At 60.1% G+C, this 18,892-nt stretch carries 14 protein-coding genes; 1 reads left to right on the top strand and 13 read right to left on the bottom strand.

The window, feature by feature from the left end:
* Positions 1–30: 30 nt before the first annotated feature.
* Positions 31–474 (bottom strand): DUF2846 domain-containing protein, encoded by a 444-nt coding sequence (locus tag CAF65_RS17075; protein WP_085717331.1) that lies wholly within the window; start codon positions 472–474, stop codon positions 31–33.
* A gap of 87 nt (positions 475–561) precedes the next feature.
* On the bottom strand, positions 562–1,455 hold the full coding sequence (locus tag CAF65_RS17070) for a LysR family transcriptional regulator (RefSeq protein ID WP_085717330.1): 894 nt from the start codon (positions 1,453–1,455) through the stop codon (positions 562–564).
* 167 nt (positions 1,456–1,622) lie between these two features.
* On the opposite strand from CAF65_RS17070, the gene CAF65_RS17065 reads away from it, so the two are divergent.
* Positions 1,623–2,849 (top strand): MFS transporter, encoded by a 1,227-nt coding sequence (locus CAF65_RS17065; protein ID WP_371919013.1) that lies wholly within the window; start codon positions 1,623–1,625, stop codon positions 2,847–2,849.
* Between the two features lie 77 nt (positions 2,850–2,926).
* On the opposite strand, the gene hemE is transcribed toward CAF65_RS17065, so the two are convergent.
* The 11 genes from hemE to CAF65_RS17005 all read right to left on the bottom strand — a co-directional run bounded on the left by hemE (position 2,927) and on the right by CAF65_RS17005 (position 18,726).
* A complete protein-coding gene (gene hemE / locus CAF65_RS17060) occupies positions 2,927–3,994 on the bottom strand; it encodes a uroporphyrinogen decarboxylase (RefSeq protein WP_085717328.1) in 1,068 nt (355 codons plus the stop codon).
* A 247-nt stretch (positions 3,995–4,241) separates the two neighbouring features.
* Positions 4,242–5,660 carry an FAD-dependent oxidoreductase gene (locus CAF65_RS17055; RefSeq protein ID WP_085717327.1) on the bottom strand — a complete coding sequence of 473 codons (1,419 nt, stop codon included), beginning with the start codon at positions 5,658–5,660 and terminating at the stop codon, positions 4,242–4,244.
* A 32-nt stretch (positions 5,661–5,692) separates the two neighbouring features.
* Positions 5,693–10,138: a glutamate synthase large subunit gene (gene gltB / locus CAF65_RS17050; RefSeq protein WP_085717326.1), complete on the bottom strand. Its 4,446-nt coding sequence runs from the start codon at positions 10,136–10,138 to the stop codon at positions 5,693–5,695.
* Positions 10,139–10,488: 350 nt separating this feature from the next.
* Entirely contained in the window at positions 10,489–12,084 is a 1,596-nt protein-coding gene (locus CAF65_RS17040; RefSeq protein WP_085717325.1) for an AAA family ATPase, read from the bottom strand.
* Positions 12,085–12,094: 10 nt separating this feature from the next.
* Positions 12,095–13,195: a 3-dehydroquinate synthase gene (gene aroB / locus CAF65_RS17035; RefSeq protein WP_085717324.1), complete on the bottom strand. Its 1,101-nt coding sequence runs from the start codon at positions 13,193–13,195 to the stop codon at positions 12,095–12,097.
* Between the two features lie 150 nt (positions 13,196–13,345).
* Complete coding sequence (gene aroK, locus CAF65_RS17030; protein ID WP_085717323.1) at positions 13,346–13,864, bottom strand: shikimate kinase AroK; 519 nt, start codon at positions 13,862–13,864, stop codon at positions 13,346–13,348.
* A 4-nt stretch (positions 13,865–13,868) separates the two neighbouring features.
* A complete protein-coding gene (pilQ, locus tag CAF65_RS17025; protein ID WP_085717322.1) occupies positions 13,869–15,938 on the bottom strand; it encodes a type IV pilus secretin PilQ in 2,070 nt (689 codons plus the stop codon).
* A gap of 13 nt (positions 15,939–15,951) precedes the next feature.
* Positions 15,952–16,479, bottom strand: a complete 528-nt coding sequence (locus CAF65_RS17020; RefSeq protein ID WP_085717321.1) for a pilus assembly protein PilP — start codon at positions 16,477–16,479, stop codon at positions 15,952–15,954.
* Positions 16,476–17,099, bottom strand: coding sequence for a type 4a pilus biogenesis protein PilO (gene pilO, locus CAF65_RS17015; RefSeq protein ID WP_085717320.1), 624 nt, complete (start codon positions 17,097–17,099; stop codon positions 16,476–16,478). The genes CAF65_RS17020 and pilO overlap by 4 nt, the downstream gene beginning before the upstream one ends.
* Positions 17,096–17,662: a PilN domain-containing protein gene (locus CAF65_RS17010; RefSeq protein WP_085717319.1), complete on the bottom strand. Its 567-nt coding sequence runs from the start codon at positions 17,660–17,662 to the stop codon at positions 17,096–17,098. Before CAF65_RS17010 ends, pilO begins: the two co-directional genes overlap by 4 nt.
* Positions 17,662–18,726: a pilus assembly protein PilM gene (locus CAF65_RS17005; RefSeq protein ID WP_085717318.1), complete on the bottom strand. Its 1,065-nt coding sequence runs from the start codon at positions 18,724–18,726 to the stop codon at positions 17,662–17,664. The genes CAF65_RS17010 and CAF65_RS17005 overlap by 1 nt, the downstream gene beginning before the upstream one ends.
* Between the last annotated feature and the right edge of the window lie 166 nt (positions 18,727–18,892).

Genomic DNA, 18,892 nt, shown 5'->3' with positions numbered 1-18,892 from the left:
CAGCATGGAGAGTTCTGCTCGAAATGAAGCTTACTGAGCCTGAATCAGCTTGCTTTCGGTAACGCCAGCGCGACCGGTCTTGTCGTCGACGACTTGCAGGCTGTTACGCGCCTTGATGAAACCCATTTTTACTTCCTGCCAGACAAAGTAGTTTTTACCGGCTTCAGCGGTGAGTTTCAGTTCCGAATCGTTTTCCGCGGAAGACACCAAAGTCTGCTGACCGGCCGGGACTGACAGCATCAGATAAGACTTGGCGACGGTCTCTCCTACAGGCTTGCCGTTCAGCGCCACAGGCATTTTCACGCCAGCACCCATGCTTTCGTTGCGATAAACGTAGATGTGAGCTTTATCCGGGGCCACTTGGAATGTTTTGGCCTGAGCATCCTGGCTTTCATCCGCCATTTTTACCGAAGCACAACCACCAGTCAGAGCGGTCAATGCCAGCAAAGCGGTGAAGGTTAATTGCTTGAACATCCTGTCTCTCCATAGTTTGATGAATCCAGAAATGGTTATCGTCCGATCGGGAAAAGGCTAAAGGCCACCATCCAAAAATGTTGAGTATCAGGGCGTCAGCTTACGCGTCAACAACTCCACAAACGCCTTGGCCATCGCCGACTTCTGATCCTTGCGCTGCACCAACCAAACCGCCGACACCGCCGCCGGATCCAGCAGCGGTCGATAGACCACACCATCAATGCGCATCCGCTGATAAGACGCCGGCAGCACCGAAACACCCAACCCCGCTGCCACTAGACCAATGATCGTCATCGCCTCGCCCGCTTCTTGGGCGAAGTGAGGGCTGAAGCCGGCATCCCTGGCCAGGCTGAGCAGCTGCGCATACAGACCACTGCCATAACTGCGTGGAAAAAACACAAAGGGCTCAAGGGCCAGGGCTGACAGAAACAAGCCCTCCTCGCTGCCCTCTACCAACGGGTGCTTGGAGCTGAGCACCGCGACCAGTGGTTCGCGCATCAGCTCGACCACGCTGAGGCAGTCCGGCAGCCCGAGCGGGCGCATGATCCCGACTTCAATCGACTCGTCCACCAGCGCATCGGCCACCTGGGTGCTGCTCATTTCCCGCAGGTTCAGGTGTACCGCCGGGAAGCGCTGACGGAACGAGAAGATCGCTTGAGGAATGGTCGAGTTGAACGGCGCCGACGAGGTGAAGCCGATTTTCAGCTCACCCAGCTCACCCAGTTGCGCCCGTCGGGCGACATCCGCCGCTTTGTCGACCTGCGCCAGCACCCGCCGCGCCTCCTCCAGAAACAGCCGACCGGCCTCGCTCAGCTCGACCCGACGATTGGTACGCTCGAACAGCCGGGCGCCGACTTCCTGTTCCAGCGCCTGAATTTGCTGGCTCAGCGGTGGCTGGGAGATGCCCAGCACCTGTGCGGCGCGGCCGAAGTGCAGTTCTTCGGCGACGGCGATGAAGTAGCGCAGATGACGCAATTCCATGAAAACCTCATTAAGTCGTAGAAGCTATCAAACAGGTCGAACAATATATTGGATTGAATCATTAGCCAGCTATATGCTTTTTTCATTGCCTGACCGGCTGCGCTCCTCCGAGGTCCACCGTGAAAACTGCTGTCGCTCCACTCGCCCATGAAGTTCCTCCCGCCGCATTGGACGATGCCGTCGTCGAACTGAAAGAGATCTACATCGAAAAAGGCACGCCGGCATTCATGCGCACGGTGCTGGCACTGTTCTGCGGCGGCTTTGCGACCTTCGCCCTGCTCTACTGCGTACAACCGATGATGCCGCTGTTGTCCTACGAATATTCCATCAACGCGGCGCAAAGCAGCCTGATCCTTTCCGTGGCCACCGGCATGCTCGCTTTCGGCCTGCTGATCACCGGGCCGATCTCCGACCGCGTCGGGCGCAAGCCGGTGATGGTCGCCGCGCTGTTCGCTGCGGCCCTGTGCACCATTGCCAGTGCGATGCTGCCGAGCTGGCACGCGGTGCTGGCGATGCGGGCGTTGGTGGGGCTGTCTTTGAGCGGCCTGGCGGCGGTCGCCATGACCTACCTGAGCGAAGAGATTCACCCGCAACACATTGGTCTGGCGATGGGGTTGTACATCGGCGGCAACGCGATTGGCGGGATGTGCGGGCGCCTGATTACCGGGGTGCTGATCGACTTTGTCAGTTGGCACACGGCAATGCTGGTGATCGGCGGCCTGGCCCTGATTGCGGCGGCGGTGTTCTGGAAAATCCTCCCCGAGTCGCGCAACTTCCGCGCCCGCTCGCTGCACCCGCGCAGCCTGCTCGACGGCTTCACCATGCACTTTCGCGACGCCGGCCTGCCGCTGCTGTTCCTTGAAGCCTTTGTGCTGATGGGTGCGTTCGTCACACTGTTCAACTACATTGGCTATCGCCTGCTGGCCGAGCCGTATCACATGGAACAGGCCTTCGTCGGAATGCTCTCGGTGGTGTACCTGTCGGGCATCTACAGCTCAGCGAAAATCGGTGCCTTGGCCGACAAGCTCGGTCGACGCAAAATGCTCTGGAGCACCATTGCACTGATGATCGCCGGTCTTGCCCTGACGATGTTCACGCCGCTGCCGCTGGTGATCATCGGCATGCTGGTGTTCACCTTCGGCTTCTTCGGCGCCCATTCGGTGGCCAGCAGCTGGATTGGCCGCCGCGCCACCAAGGCCAAGGGGCAGGCATCGTCGCTGTACCTGTTCAGCTACTACGCCGGGTCGAGTATTGCTGGAACGGCCGGTGGGGTGTTCTGGCATCTGGGTGGCTGGAACGGCATCGGGCTGTTCATTGGCGGGTTGCTGGTGGTGGCGTTGTTGATTGCGTTGAAACTGGCAAAGCTGCCGCCTTTAAGTGGTGTAACGGTATAGGCAAGCCCGCACCCACATTTCAATCTGCGCATACAAAAACGCCCGGCATAGACCGGGCGTTTTTTATGGAGCAGCGATCACTCGTGATACTGCGCCGACAATTCATGCACGGCACGCAGGAATGCACCGGCGTGTTCCGGATCAACTTCCGGCGTGATGCCATGGCCGAGGTTGAACACGTGGCCGCTGCCCTTGCCGTAGCTGGCCAGAATGCGCCCGACTTCAGCGCGAATGGCTTCCGGTTTGGCGTAGAGCACGGTCGGGTCCATGTTGCCTTGCAAGGCAACCTTGTCGCCGACACGGGCGCGGGCGTTGCCGATGTCGCAAGTCCAGTCCAGGCCGAGGGCATCGGCGCCAGCCTCGGCGATGCTTTCCAGCCACAGGCCGCCGTTCTTGGTGAACAGGATCACCGGTACCTTGCGACCTTCGTGCTCGCGGATCAGGCCGCTGACGATTTTCTTCATGTAGGCCAGGGAGAATTCCTGATACGCCGCGGCGGACAGGTTGCCGCCCCAGGTGTCGAAGACCTGCACCGCTTGGGCACCGGCCTTGATCTGGCCATTGAGGTAGCTGGTGACCGATTGCGCGAGCTTGTCCAGCAGCAGGTGCATGGCTTGCGGGTTGTCGTAGAGCATGGCCTTGGTCTTGCGGAAGTCTTTCGACGAACCGCCTTCAACCATGTAGGTGGCCAGGGTCCACGGGCTGCCGGAGAAGCCGATCAACGGCACACGGCCGTTCAGTTCCCGGCGAATGGTGCTGACCGCGTCCATCACGTAACCCAGGTCTTTCTGCGGGTCGGGAATCGGCAGGGCTTCGATGTCGGCCAGGGTGCTGACGACTTTCTTGAAACGCGGACCTTCGCCGCTTTCGAAGTACAGACCCTGCCCCATGGCATCGGGGATGGTCAGGATGTCGGAAAAGAGGATCGCCGCGTCCAGTTGCGGGTAGCGGTCGAGCGGCTGCAGCGTGACTTCGCAAGCGAACGCCGGGTTCATGCACAGGCTCATGAAGTCGCCGGCCTTGGAGCGGCTGGCGCGATATTCAGGCAGGTAGCGACCGGCCTGACGCATCATCCACACGGGGGTGACGTCTACGGGTTGCTTGAGCAGGGCGCGCAGGAAACGGTCGTTCTTCAAGGCAGTCATGTCGGCATCCGGAAAAAAAGTGAGGGCATTTTCTCAGAGCCGGGCGCAAAAGGCACGGATGCAGGTCAGCCTTTTGTCTATCGGGTCAATTTGTCGCGGGGAAACCGGTCTTCGTATCACCACAAAACACTGTGGGAGCTGGCTTGCCGGCGATGCAGACACCTCGGTTTGTCAGGTAGACCGAGGTGATGCTATCGCTGGCAAGCCAGCTCCCACAGGTATTGCATTTCAATCTGTTGGAAAGTGATCAGACGCCCAGGTAATCCAGGATCCCTTCCGCCGCATTACGGCCTTCGAAGATCGCCGTCACCACCAGGTCAGAACCGCGAACCATATCGCCACCGGCGAAGATTTTCGGGTTGCTGGTCTGGTGCTTGTACTGACCTTGTTCCGGTGCCACCACGCGGCCCTGGCTGTCGGTCTGGATGCTGAATTGCTCGAACCACGGCGCCGGGCTCGGGCGGAAACCGAAGGCGATGACCACGGCGTCGGCCGGGATGATCTCTTCGGAACCCGGGATCGGCTCGGGGCTACGACGGCCACGGGCGTCCGGCTCGCCGAGACGGGTCTCGACCACTTTCACGCCTTCGACCTTGTCTTCACCGACGATGGCGATCGGCTGGCGGTTGTAGAGGAATTTCACACCTTCTTCCTTGGCGTTCTTCACCTCTTTGCGCGAGCCCGGCATGTTCGCTTCGTCACGACGATAGGCGCAGGTCACCGACTTGGCGCCCTGGCGGATCGATGTGCGGTTGCAGTCCATCGCCGTATCGCCACCACCCAGTACCACGACCTTCTTGCCTTTCATGTCGACGAAATCTTCCGGCGACTTTTCAAAGCCCAGGTTGCGGTTGACGTTGGCGACCAGGAAGTCCAGCGCGTCGTACACGCCTGGCAGGTCTTCACCGGCGAAACCGCCCTTCATGTAAGTGTAGGTGCCCATGCCCATGAATACGGCATCGTACTCTTCGAGCAGTTGCTCCATGGTCACGTCCTTGCCCACCTCGGTGTTGAGGCGGAATTCGATGCCCATGCCGCTGAAGACTTCGCGACGATTGCTCAGCACGGTCTTTTCCAGCTTGAACTCGGGGATGCCGAAGGTCAGCAGACCGCCGATTTCCGGGTTCTTGTCGAACACCACCGGGGTCACGCCGCCGCGCACCAGCACGTCGGCACAACCCAGGCCCGCAGGCCCGGCGCCGATGATGGCGACACGCTTGCCGGTCGGCTTGACCTTGGACATGTCCGGACGCCAGCCCATGGCGAACGCGGTGTCGGTGATGTACTTCTCCACCGAACCGATGGTCACCGCGCCAAAGCCGTCGTTGAGAGTGCAGGCACCCTCGCACAGACGGTCCTGCGGGCACACCCGGCCGCAAACTTCCGGCAGGGTGTTGGTCTGGTGCGACAGCTCGGCGGCCTGGAGGATGTTGCCCTCGGCCACCAGTTTCAGCCAGTTGGGAATGAAGTTGTGCACTGGGCACTTCCATTCGCAATACGGGTTGCCGCAACCCAGGCAGCGGTGGGCCTGGTCGGCCGACTGCTGGGGTTTGAACGGTTCGTAGATTTCCACGAACTCTTTCTTGCGTTGACGCAACAGTTTCTTCTTCGGATCCTTGCGCCCGACCTCGATGAACTGGAAGTCATTATTCAGACGTTCAGCCATTTTAAAACCTCATCAAACTCTTCAGGCGCATATCACTGCGGGTTGGCACGGGTGCTGGAAAGCAACGACTTCAGGGAGGCAGCCTTGGGCTTGACCAACCAGAAACGGCGCACGTAATCATCGAGGTTTTCGGCGAGCTCACGACCCCACTCGCTGTCGGTTTCCTCGACGTACTCGTTCAGCACGCGTTGCAAATGGCTGCGGTAGGCTTCCATCGCCTCGCCGCTGATCCGCTGGATTTCCACCAGTTCGTGGTTGACCCGGTCAACGAAGGTGTTGTCCTGGTCGAGCACATAGGCGAAACCGCCGGTCATGCCAGAGCCGAAGTTGTAACCGGTCTTGCCCAATACGCAGACGAAACCACCGGTCATGTACTCGCAGCAGTGATCGCCAGTGCCTTCCACAACGGTGTGGGCACCGGAGTTACGCACGGCGAAGCGCTCGCCCGCGGTGCCGGCGGCGAACAGCTTGCCGCCGGTGGCGCCGTACAGGCAGGTGTTACCGATGATGGCACTGTCCTGAGTGCGGTAGACGCTGCCCTTCGGCGGAACGATCACCAGCTTGCCGCCGGTCATGCCCTTACCGACGTAGTCGTTGGCATCGCCTTCCAGGTACATGTTCAGGCCGCCGGCGTTCCACACGCCGAAGCTCTGCCCGGCCGTGCCTTTGAAGCGGAACGTGATCGGCGCGTTGGCCATGCCCTGGTTGCCGTGCTTGCGCGCGATTTCGCCGGAGATCCGCGCACCGATGGAACGGTCGCAGTTACAGATATCCAGGGCGAACTCTGCGCCGCTCAGGTCGTTGATCGCCGAGGTGGCCATGTCGACCATTTTCTCGGCCAGCAGGCCCTTGTCGAACGGCGGGTTGCGGTCTACGCCACAGAACTGCGGTTTGTCCGCCGGCACGTGGTCGCTGCCCAGCAACGGGGTCAGGTCCAGGTGATGCTGCTTGGCGGTCTGGCCTTCGAGGACCTCCAGCAGATCTGTACGACCGATCAGTTCTTCGAGGGAACGCACGCCCAACCTGGCCAGCCACTCACGGGTTTCTTCAGCGACGTAGGTGAAGAAGTTCACCACCATGTCGACGGTGCCGATGTAGTGATCCTTGCGCAGCTTCTCGTTCTGGGTCGCGACGCCGGTGGCGCAGTTGTTCAGGTGGCAGATGCGCAGGTATTTGCAGCCCAGGGCAATCATTGGCGCGGTGCCGAAGCCGAAGCTTTCAGCGCCGAGGATCGCAGCCTTGATCACATCGAGACCGGTTTTCAGGCCGCCGTCGGTCTGTACCCGGACTTTGCCGCGCAGGTCGTTGCCGCGCAGGGTCTGGTGGGTTTCAGCCAAGCCGAGTTCCCACGGAGCGCCCGCGTATTTGATCGAGGTCAGCGGCGATGCACCGGTACCGCCGTCGTAGCCGGAGATGGTGATCAGGTCCGCATAGGCCTTGGCCACACCGGCGGCGATGGTGCCGACGCCTGCTTCCGCTACCAGTTTCACCGAGACCAGCGCCTGCGGGTTGACTTGTTTCAGGTCGAAAATCAGCTGCGACAAGTCTTCGATCGAGTAGATGTCGTGGTGCGGCGGCGGCGAAATCAGGGTCACGCCCGGCACTGCATAACGCAGCTTGGCGATCAGGCCGTTGACCTTGCCGCCTGGCAGTTGACCGCCCTCGCCTGGCTTGGCGCCTTGGGCGACCTTGATCTGCAGCACTTCAGCGTTGACCAGGTATTCCGGGGTTACACCGAAACGACCGGTCGCCACTTGCTTGATTTTCGAGCTCTTGATGGTGCCGTAGCGCGCCGGGTCTTCGCCGCCTTCGCCGGAGTTGGAACGCGCACCGAGGCGGTTCATGGCTTCGGCCAGAGCTTCGTGAGCTTCCGGCGACAGGGCGCCCAGCGAAATACCGGCGGAGTCGAAGCGCTTGAGCACCGATTCCAGCGGTTCGACTTCGCTCATATCCAATGGAGTATCGAGGGTTTTGACTTTCAGCAGGTCGCGGATCATCGACACCGGACGGTTGTCCACCAGCGACGTGTATTCCTTGAACTTGCTGTAATCGCCCTGCTGCACGGCGGCTTGCAGGGTGTTGACCACGTCCGGGTTGTAGGCGTGATACTCGCCACCGTGGACGAACTTCAGCAGACCGCCCTGCTGGATCGGCTTGCGCGGACTCCAGGCTTCGGTGGCCAGCGCTTTCTGCTCGGCTTCGATGTCGACGAAACGCGCGCCCTTGATACGACTCGGAACGCCCTTGAAGCTCAGGTTGCAGACTTCCTCGGACAGGCCGATGGCCTCGAACAACTGCGCACCACGGTACGAAGTAATGGTCGAGATACCCATCTTCGACAGGATCTTGAGCAGGCCCTTGGTGATGCCTTTACGGTAGTTCTTGAACACCTCATAGAGGTCGCCCAGCACTTCACCGGTACGGATCAGGTCGCCCAGCACTTCATAAGCCAAGAACGGATAAACGGCAGAGGCGCCGAACCCGATCAACACGGCGAAGTGATGCGGATCGCGCGCGGTTGCGGTTTCCACCAGGATGTTGGAGTCGCAACGCAGGCCTTTTTCAGTCAGGCGGTGGTGCACCGCACCGGTCGCCAGAGAGGCGTGGATCGGCAACTTGCCCGGGGCGATGTGGCGGTCACTCAGCACTACCTGGGTACGACCTGAGCGCACGGCTTCTTCAGCCTGATCGGCAACGTTGCGGATTGCCGCTTCGAGGCCGACGCTTTCGTCGTAGTTGAGGTCGATGATCGCGCGCTCGAAGCCCGGACGGTCGAGGTTCATCAGCGAACGCCACTTGGCCGGGGAAATGACCGGCGAGCTGAGGATCACGCGTGAAGCGTGTTCCGGCGACTCCTGGAAGATGTTGCGCTCGGCACCGAGGCAGATTTCCAGCGACATGACGATGGCTTCGCGCAGCGGGTCGATCGGCGGGTTGGTGACCTGCGCGAACTGCTGGCGGAAATAGTCGTACGGCGTGCGCACGCGCTGGGACAGCACGGCCATCGGCGTATCGTCGCCCATCGAGCCCACAGCTTCGTAGCCTTGCTCGCCAAGCGGACGCAGTACCTGATCGCGCTCTTCGAACGTGACCTGGTACATCTTCATGTATTGCTTGAGCTGATCGACATCGTAGAACGCCGAACCGTGGTCGTTGTCTTCCATGGTCGCCTGGATGCGCAGGGCATTCTTGCGCAGCCATTGCTTGTACGGATGACGGGACTTCAGGCGGTTGTCGATGGCGTCGGTGTCGAGGATCTGCCCGGTTTCGGTGTCCACGGCAAAGATCTGGCCCGGACCAACGCGGCCCTTGGCGATCACGTCTTCAGACTGGTAGTTCCAGACACCGATTTCCGAGGCCAGGGTGATGAAGCCATTCTTGGTGGTGACCCAACGCGCCGGACGCAGACCGTTACGGTCGAGCAGGCACACCGCGTAGCGACCGTCGGTCATGACCACGCCGGCCGGGCCGTCCCACGGCTCCATGTGCATCGAGTTGTACTCGTAGAACGCACGCAGGTCCGGGTCCATGGTCTCGACGTTCTGCCACGCTGGCGGAATGATCATCCGCACGCCACGGAACAGGTCGATGCCACCGGTGACCATCAGCTCAAGCATGTTGTCCATGCTCGAAGAGTCGGAACCAACACGGTTGACCAGTGGGCCGAGTTCTTCCAGGTCCATCAAGTCGTTGGTGAACTTGGTGCGACGGGCTACGGCCCAGTTGCGGTTGCCGGTGATGGTGTTGATCTCGCCGTTGTGCGCCAGGAAGCGGAACGGTTGGGCCAGCGGCCATTTCGGCAGGGTGTTGGTGGAGAAGCGCTGGTGGAACACGCAAATCGAAGTTTGCAGGCGCTCATCGCTCAGGTCTGGATAGAAGGCGGTCAAATCCGCCGGCATCATCAGGCCTTTGTAAATGATGGTCTTGTGCGAAAAGCTGCACACGTAGTGATCGACGTCGGCGGCGTTGGCCACAGACGAGCGACGACGGGAGGTGAACAGCTTGACGGCCATGTCCTGATCGCTCAGGCCTTCACCGCCGATGAACACTTGCTCGATTTGTGGCAGGCGTTCAAGGGCCAGGCGGCCGAGGACGCTGGTGTCGATCGGCACTTTACGCCAGCCGACCAGTTGCAGGCCGGCGGCCAGGATCTCGCGGTTCATGTTCTCGCGAGCGGCTTCGGCTTTGACCGGGTCCTGGTTGAAGAAGACCATGCCCACCGCGTATTGCTTGGGCAGCTCTACGCCGAAGGTTTCCTGGGCAATGGCTCGCAGGAACATGTCCGGTTTTTGAATCAGCAGACCGCAACCGTCACCGGTCTTGCCGTCTGCATTAATCCCACCGCGGTGGGTCATGCAGGTCAGGGCCTCAATGGCCGTTTGCAAAAGGGTATGACTGGGCTCGCCCTGCATATGGGCTATCAGGCCGAAACCGCAGTTATCCTTGAATTCATCTGGTTGGTACAGACCTGCTTTCATAGACACTTTCTCACCAGGCTGCCTCTGATCGAGGCAAATTTCTTTTCAATTCAACCACTTGCCATTCGCGCCGAACGTACGCCAGCTTTGCGGGGGCAAAAGGGAGGTCATTGTACACACCGACACTTGGCCTCACAAATTTGACGACGAAATGTCGCAAATTCATGTCGCATTTGTGAAAGGTTTAAAGCGATCTGCTGTGCTAGTCAAAACTTTTTTTAATTTTGACCGCAACGACTCAAAGACTACTGTGACGCAGACACCACAAGGCACGCAGCCCGGAGGGCTGCGCGCACTTGTAGAAATTTTGAGGTGCTTGGAGAGGCGGCCTGGGTAAGGCCGCCGAATCTTCAGCGAGTTGTTGCCAGTTCCTGTTGGACGCTGGCGACAGTGCGAGGCCAAGGTTTACCAGCCTGAACCTTCGCTGGCAAGGCCTTGATGGCGGAAACGGCTGCATCACGATTGGCGAAGTTGCCGTAGGTGATCACGTAAAGCGGCTTGCCATTGAGGACTTTCTTGAAATAACGGTACTCGCCACCCTGCTCCTTGACGAAGTTTTGTGCGGTCGCTTCAGAGCTGGTGCCAAGGATCTGCACCACGTAGCTGTTCGGCGCCTGACCTGCGTACCAGGTGCCGCCAGCAGCCTTGGCCACCGGAGCCGGTTTCTCGGCAGGCTTGGCAGCAACGACTGGCTTGGCCGGCGCTGGTGCAGGTTTAGCCACTGGAGCAGGCGCTGGAACAGGCGCTGGCTTGGCAGTGGCGACCTGAGTCGGCGCAGGGGTTGGCTTGGCGGCTGGCGTCGGCGCAGGGCCGGCAGGAACGCCCACAGGTGGAGCCGTGGTGGTGACGGTCGGCGGCGTAGCGCTGGAACCTTCGACCGGCACACCATCGTCACCCTCGGTGATGCCGCCAGCGGCTTCAGCCAGTGGGCCACGCATGACAGGTTGCGAGTTACCGACCAACGGCAACGGCATCGGTTGCGTGTTGCCGGCGAATTCGACGGCCGGAGCACCGCCATTCGCTGCCGGCTGCCCTTGACCGAGCGGCAGTTGCGCCTGCTCGTTGGCCGGTGCACCCGTGGTCGGTGCCTTGTTGCGACCCGGCATCAACCAGGCGGCAGCTACCGCGACCACGACAACAGCGGAAATCGCCAATACGTGTTTCTTCGGCATATTGAACCCCATTTTTGGACGCTTGACCGCTGTGCGGCTGGCGATCATGGCTTCGATCATTGCATCGCGGGCCACCTGATTGATGCTGCCAGGCCAACCTTCGGAGCTTTCGTGAATATCAGAGATCTGATCTGCGGTGAAAAGTTCTATACCGCGACCGGCGCCTTCAAGCCGCTGCTCCAGATATTCGCGGGTTTCTTCCTCGGTGTAGGGTTGCAGTTCGATGACATGGAAACGCTCTTCCTCGAGATGCAAAGCCTCAAGCTGAGCAATCATCGAGGATTCACCGAACAGGAACACATGCGGACGGCCTTCAGGCGCGCCGGCAGCCAGGATCATCAGAGCCTCATGGGCGGACTCGTCGAGCTGTTCGGCGTCATCGACCAGCAAGTAGACCTCTTGCCCGGTCAGTGCAAGCTGCACCACTTGCGCCAGAATGGCGTCGACATCAGCCTGGCCGACGTTCAGCGCCTGGGCCACCTGGCGCAACACCCCGGCCGCATCGCCGGCGCCGCGGGCCGAAACCACCACACTCTGTACCGATTGCTTGTTGGTGCTGGCGACCAGGGCCTGACGCAACAGGGTCTTGCCACTGCCTTCGGGGCCGGTGACCACCAGCAGCAACTGGCTGTAACGGGCCAGGTGATGCAGTTGCCCCAGCACGGGCTTGCGCTGGGCCGGGAAAAATTTGAAGCCAGGCACCCGTGGAGCAAAAGGGTCATGACTCAACTGGTAATGGCCGAGGAAAGCCTCGTCGGCATGCAAACTAGTCATCGCGTTCTTATTAACCTTTAAGCTGAGCCAGGGCGCGGTAGTCTGCCCCCAGCGTGGCCTGTAGAACCTCTTTCGGATAATCGTCGGTCACCACCGCTTCACCCATGTGGCGCAGCAGCACCAGGCGCAAACGACCGTCGATCACTTTTTTATCAATGGACATGTGTTCGAGGAAATCGGCTTCTGTCATTTCTTCTGGCGGAACGACCGGCAACCCCGCACGCTGGAACAGACGAATACCGCGATCGCGCTCCTGCTCGCTGATCCAGCCCAGTCGCGTGGACATTTCCAGCGCCATTACGGTGCCAGCAGCCACAGCCTCACCATGAAGCCACACACCATAGCCCATGTGGGTTTCGATGGCGTGGCCAAATGTGTGGCCCAAGTTCAGCGTGGCACGCACGCCCGTCTCTTTCTCATCGGCACCGACTACCGCCGCCTTGGCCGCGCAGGAGCGCTCGATGGCATAGGTCAAGGCTTGCTGATCCAGGTTGCGCAGACGGTCGACGTTGTCTTCGAGCCAGGTCAGGAACGGCTCATCACAGATCAGCCCGTACTTGATGACTTCGGCCAGTCCGGCGGACAGCTCACGCGCCGGCAAGGTATTGAGGCTGGTGGTATCGATCAGCACCACGTTCGGCTGATAGAAGGCGCCGACCATGTTCTTGCCCAGCGGATGGTTGATCCCGGTCTTGCCGCCCACCGAAGAGTCTACTTGCGACAGCAGTGTAGTCGGAACCTGGATGAAATCGACGCCACGCTGGTAGCAGGCGGCGGCAAAGCCGGCCATGTCACCGATCACGCCACCGCCGAGGGCGATCACCGTAGTGCGGCGATCATGCCGGGCGGTCAGCAGGCCGTCGAAAATCAGTTGAAGGGTTTCCCAGGTCTTGAAGGCTTCGCCGTCGGGCAACACCACGGAAATCACCGAGAACTGTGCCAGGCTGCGGGTCAGACGCTCGAGATAGAGCGGCGCAACAGTCTCGTTGGAGATGATAGCTACTTGCCGTCCGCGAATATGCGGGGCCAGTAGCTCAGGCTGATCCAACAAACCTTCGCCAATATGAATCGGGTAGCTGCGCTCGCCTAGATCGACCTTGAGTGTCTGCATGTGTCCCCACAGTGAAGATGAATCAGGCATCCTGCCCTGAGTTAACGAATATCCACGGCCTCTGCTGGTGTGACGCCGTTCGGTAGCCATCCGCCACAACCGTGAGCGGTCATGGCGGAACGCCGAGGATAGCGCATTTCGCGCGGCGCTTTAACGGGGTGGCAACTGCTGCAGGCGCTCTAGAATGTCGAGTACGACCATTCGTGGCGGCCGCTCATCGGTTTCGACCACCAGGTCGGCAATTTCCCGATAAAGCGGATCGCGGATCGCCAACAGATCCCGAAGGGTCTTGGCCGGATCGGCAGTACGCAACAATGGCCGATTGCGGTCGCGGGCCGTGCGGCCGACCTGCTGCTCGACCGAGGCATGCAGATAAACCACCCGCCCACCGGCACGCAGCGCCCGACGATTGGCTTCGCGCATGACCGCGCCCCCACCTGTCGCCAGCACCACACCGTCGTAATCGCACAGCTCGGCAATCATTGCCTGCTCGCGATCACGAAAGCCCGGTTCGCCTTCTTTATCGAAGATCCAAGGGATATTGGCGCCCGTGCGCAATTCAATTTCCTTATCGGAATCTTTGAATGGCAGGCGCAGCTCTTTGGCCAGCAACCGGCCGATGGTGCTTTTTCCAGCACCCATCGGTCCAACAAGAATCAAATTTCGCACAGAATCAATGACTCACAGCAATCGCCTGATTATTCATGATACGCGGAGTGAGGAATACCAACAGCTCGGATTTTTTCTCCGAAACCACATCACGCCGGAAAAGGCGGCCAAGATACGGCACATCGCCAAGAAATGGCACCTTATCTACGACCTTGCTCTGAGTATTTGAGAAAACGCCGCCAATGACGATGGTCTCGCCATCGTTGACCAGAACCTTGGCGTTGACTTCGTTTTTCTTGATGGGCGGCACATCCTGCACCTTGTTCAGGAAGTCCGGTTCGTCCTTGGTCACCTTGACCTCCATGATGATCCGGTTATCGGGCGTGATCTGCGGCGTCACTTCCAGCGACAGCGAAGCCTCCTTGAACGACACCGAAGTCGCGCCACTGGAACTGGCTTCCTGATAGGGAATCTCGGTGCCCTTGAGGATTTTGGCGGTCTCCTTGTCGGACGTGACCACCTTGGGTTGCGAGACGATTTCCCCGTTGCCGGTTTTTTCCATCGCCGTCAGCTCCAGGTCCAGCAAGACGTTATCGGTGATGAACGCGATGCCAATTCCCGAGGTGTTATTGACCGCGCCCATGTCGACGAACGGTGAATTGGTACTGGTACTGCCGGGTGTGCCGATGGTCGATGACCCATTGACCCCGTTGCTGACGCCGGAGGTGTTCCAGTTGCCCCTGTTCTGTATCGAACCACCCCAGCGCACCCCGAGGCTTTTGTCATAGTCGACGTTGGCTTCGACGATCCGCGCCTCGATCATGACCTGGCGCACAGGGATATCCAGCTGCGTGACGATCCTGCGCAGCTCATCAAGCCGGTCCTGGGTCTGGTAGGCAATGATGTTGTTGGTGCGCTCATCGACGGTGATCGACCCCCGTTCGTCGGATTTCGCTTCGGCACTGGTCACCGACTGGAAGAGTTTGGCGATGTCCGCCGCCTTGGCGTAATTCACCTGCAACAGTTCCCGACGCAACGGCGCCAGATCGGCAATCTGCTTCTGTGATTCCAGCTCCTGACGCTCACGGGCAGCAATTTCATCGGCCGGCGCAACAAGCAGGACATTGCCGACCTTGCGCTTATCCAGCCCCTTGGTTTTCAGCACCAGATCCAGCGCCTGATCCCAAGGCACGTTGTGCAAGCGCAACGTGATGCCACCCTGCACGGTGTCGCTGGCCACCAGATTGAGGTTGGTGAAATCGGCGATCAGTTGCAGCACCGAACGCACATCGATGTCCTGGAAGTTCAGCGAAAGCTTCTCGCCGCTGTAGGCATGCTGCCCGGCATTGCGCTTTTGCAGGTCGTCGACCGTTGCCGGGCGAACGCTGACCGTAAGCTTGCTGTCGGTCTGATAGGTCGAGTAATCGAACGTGCCACCAGGCTCAATGCTGATGATGGCTCGATCGCCGCTCGTGCTGGCATTGACGAACTGCACTGGCGTGGCGAAATCCTTCACATCCAGGCGCACGCGCAACGGCTCGGGCAATCGGGTTTTGGCAAACCCGACGATGATCTTGCCCTCGCGCTCTTGTATGTCGGGCGCAATCGATGGATCCGACAAGTCGATCACCACATTGCCCTCGCCCTGTGTGCCTCGCTGAAAATCCACGCCCCGAATGGCCTTGCCTGCCGTTACAGCGGCTCGTGCCGCTACCTGCATTGCCGTGGCCGCCGGCCTGGATGTCGACGACTTGACCCCCTGCCCGACAACCACCAGCAAATTGTTACCTTCAATTCGCGAGTCGTACGGGGCCGGCCGGGCCAGGTTGATGATCAATCGCGTACGGTCTCCGGCCTCCACCACCGTTGCACTACGGGCATTTCCACTGCCGAGACCGCGAGTCTTGCTGGCCAACTGACTGGCGACACCCGGCAAATCCAGTGCAATCCGGGCCGGTGACTCCGTCGTGTAGCCGTGGGGCACCGGGGGCGGCTCATCGAACGACAACTTCAACTCGACGCGGTCTCCCGGTAGCGCAGCGACATCCAGCGCCTTGAGATTGGCCGCTTGTACCATCGGCGACAGCAACGCTATCCATAGCGAAAGGCCGAAGGTTGCGAAAATCCTGTTCATTATTCGAGTTCCACTATGAGTGCTCTTTCAAAGGGATGGTCCGGGGGCGCTCCAGCCACGCGCCCTGACCATCAGGGACAATTTCAACCACATCGACTTTCGAGCCGCTGATCGCAACGATCCGTCCGTCGTTACGCCCCAGGTAATCGCCGACTTTCAGCCGGTGCACCCCACCCGCCCCACGCAGCAGGGCATAGGAGCCCGTTGCATTGGAAAGAGTGCCGACCATTTCAAACTGCTCGATGTTGAAACCTTCGAGGTATTGCTTGACCCGATCAGGGTCGGGTTTGACGTTACGTGAACCCCGCCGCCGAGCCGCCAGATCGGTATTGCCTTGCGGTGAAAACGGGCTGCGCAGATTTGCCGCGTTGTAGGTGAATGTCGGGTAAGACCGGAATACCGGCATTGGTTCAATCTGGCCCGGCCCACGCGGGCGCATTTCGTTCATGTACGCGTCCAGATCGCTGTAGTCATCGCCTGCGTCACAACCGGCCAGAGCAGACAGCAACACCGCCACAGAAAAACATCGCGTCAGCCTCATTGATGCTGCCCCTTGTCGTTATAGCGGTAGGTCCTGGCGAGAATGCTCAAGCGCAGTTTCAGACCACCCTGAGGGCTGACGGGAGCAAGGTCGAAATCGTGCAGGGTGACGATTCTCGGCAACCCGGCCACACCACTGACAAAGGTGGCCAAGGCGTGGTAATCCCCGGTGACGGTGAGCTGGATCGGCAGTTCGATGTAGAACGGCTGGGCGACCTCCGGCAGCAGTTTGATCTCTTCGAACTCCAGGCCACTGCCCAGACCGGTACGAGTGATGTCTTCCAGCAAGCCGGGCACTTCAGTGTCACTGGGAAGTTGCCGCAACAGAACGCCGAAGGAGTTCTCCATCTCCTTCAACTGTTGGGTGTAGAGGCCCAGATTCGCCGCCATGCGGGCTTTGCCAGCGAACTGCTCCTTGAGTGTCGACTCTTCCTCGCGCCTGAGATCGAGTTGGCTCTCAAGGTCGCGAGTGGAAAAGTTGTAGCCCAGGGCCAGCACCAGCAGCATGAGCAAACCAGCCACCAGAAACTTGATCGCCGGCGGCCAGGAACCCATGTTGCCGCTATCCAGATCATTGATGTCGATCCGGCGCAGCCCTTCGAACCATTCGGACGGACTCATTTGCCCTCCTCCGGTGCTGCGGGTCGAGTCTGGCGAACGGTCAACCGGAAGACGCTGGCCGGCTCCACCTGACCGGTAGCCGCAGCCTTGACTTCAGTCAGGTTCGGCGCATCGAACCAGTCTGATGCCTCGAGGTTGCGCATCAAGTCTGAAACACGGCTGTTGGATTGCGCAGCACCGGTGATGGACAAGGTCTTTCCGGTCATTTTCACTTCGGTGAAATACACGCCGTCGGGCAGGGCTCGCGCCAGTTGGTCAAACATTCGCCCGCTGATTTGGCGATTGCCTTGCAGGTCCCGGATGATGCGCATGCGCTCGATCAGTTGCTGACGGCGCGCCTTGAGATCATTGATCTGTGCGATCCGCTCATCAACCACGACGATTTGCTTGCCGATGTAATCGTTACGGGCGATTTGCCGGTCGATGGCGCCGCTGATGACCTGGTTGGCGACCAGTACCGCGCCCATCGTGCCCACCATCACGGCCACCAGGACCAGCAGGAAGCGCTTGCGGCGCGCTTCGCGCCGCTCCTCGCGCCAAGGCAGAAGGTTGATCCGCGCCATCAGTCAAAGCTCCTGAGGGCAAGACCACAGGCGATCATCAACGCCGGGGCATCACTCGCCAGGGCAACACCATTGACCTTGCTGCCCAGAATCATTTCGGAAAAAGGATTCGCGACCTGGGTCGGCGTGCCCAATTGCTGCTCGACCAAACGGTCCAGCCCCGGGACCGACGCGGTACCGCCGGCCAGCAGGATATGGTCGACGGTGCTGTACTGGCCGGAGGCAAAAAAGAACTGCAACGAGCGCGACACCTGCTGCACCAGCGCCTCTCGAAACGGCTGCAAAACCTCACCGGCATAGTCATCCGGAAGGCCGCCCTTCTTTTGCGCCAGACCCGCCTGCTCCAGCGTCAGGCCATAACGACGCTGGATTTCCTCGACCAACTGCCGACCGCCGAACAGTTGTTCACGGGTGTAGATAATCCGCCCGTCGTGCAGCACGCTCAGGGTGGTCATGGTGGCGCCGATATCCACCACTGCGACCGTCAAACGTTCCCCGGAGACCGCGAGCCGACTGGCCAGCAACCCGAACGAGCGTTCCAGCGCGTAGACCTCGACATCGACCACGCGGGCGGTCAGCCCCGCCAGCGTCAGGGCCGCCTCGCGGACTTCGACGTTTTCCTTGCGGCAAGCAGCGAGCAGCACGTTGACGCGCTCCGGATTGCGCACGGAGGCGCCCTGGACTTCAAAGTCGATCGCGACTTCATCCAGGGGATAAGGAATGTACTGATCGGCCTCGATCTTAAGCTGGCTTTCCACCTCGTCTTCGGAAAGCCCGGCATCCATCTCGATGGTCTTGGTGATCACCGCCGAGCCTGCCACGGCCACGGCCACGTTCTTGAGGTTGGTTCTGGCCCTGGCCAGCGCGCGAGTGAGGGCCAGCCCCACGCCTTCGAGCTCGGCGATATTCTTTTCGATCACCGCGCCGACCGGCAACGGCTCGACCGCATAGGCTTCGACCCGGTAGCGCTCGCCCTGACGGCTCAACTCCAGAAGCTTCACCGAGGTGGAGCTGATATCGATTCCCAGAAGCGTACTGGATTTTTTGTTGAAGAGTCCTGGCACTACCAATTCCCTATGACTTTCCGTGAGTTACGGACTCTGCAATGTCCATTGCGTTCAATCCGCCCGTCTTGACAGCAGCGCCAACCACGCTCCCGATCAGAAAAATGCTTATAATGCCGAGCGTTTTTTTCCGCATTTGCTCAAGAGCGGGTCGTTCTCATTTAGC

Origin of the sequence: Pseudomonas sp. B28(2017), from assembly GCF_002113025.1 — a bacterium.
GTDB lineage: Bacteria > Pseudomonadota > Gammaproteobacteria > Pseudomonadales > Pseudomonadaceae > Aquipseudomonas.
The sequence above is the reverse complement of the archived record's forward strand: the minus strand, read 5'-3'. Positions and strand labels throughout refer to the sequence as shown.

Bases quoted from the DNA above. Each gene is read 5' to 3' on its own strand.
- CAF65_RS17075 (WP_085717331.1), bottom strand. From the start codon at position 474: ATGTTCAAGCAATTAACCTTCACCGCTTTGCTGGCATTGACCGCTCTG.
- CAF65_RS17070 (WP_085717330.1), bottom strand. From the start codon at position 1,455: ATGGAATTGCGTCATCTGCGCTACTTCATCGCCGTCGCCGAAGAACTG.
- hemE (WP_085717328.1), bottom strand. From the start codon at position 3,994: ATGACTGCCTTGAAGAACGACCGTTTCCTGCGCGCCCTGCTCAAGCAA.
- CAF65_RS17055 (WP_085717327.1), bottom strand. From the start codon at position 5,660: ATGGCTGAACGTCTGAATAATGACTTCCAGTTCATCGAGGTCGGGCGC.
- gltB (WP_085717326.1), bottom strand. From the start codon at position 10,138: ATGAAAGCAGGTCTGTACCAACCAGATGAATTCAAGGATAACTGCGGT.
- CAF65_RS17040 (WP_085717325.1), bottom strand. From the start codon at position 12,084: ATGACTAGTTTGCATGCCGACGAGGCTTTCCTCGGCCATTACCAGTTG.
- aroB (WP_085717324.1), bottom strand. From the start codon at position 13,195: ATGCAGACACTCAAGGTCGATCTAGGCGAGCGCAGCTACCCGATTCAT.
- pilQ (WP_085717322.1), bottom strand. From the start codon at position 15,938: ATGAACAGGATTTTCGCAACCTTCGGCCTTTCGCTATGGATAGCGTTG.
- CAF65_RS17020 (WP_085717321.1), bottom strand. From the start codon at position 16,479: ATGAGGCTGACGCGATGTTTTTCTGTGGCGGTGTTGCTGTCTGCTCTG.
- pilO (WP_085717320.1), bottom strand. From the start codon at position 17,099: ATGAGTCCGTCCGAATGGTTCGAAGGGCTGCGCCGGATCGACATCAAT.
- CAF65_RS17010 (WP_085717319.1), bottom strand. From the start codon at position 17,662: ATGGCGCGGATCAACCTTCTGCCTTGGCGCGAGGAGCGGCGCGAAGCG.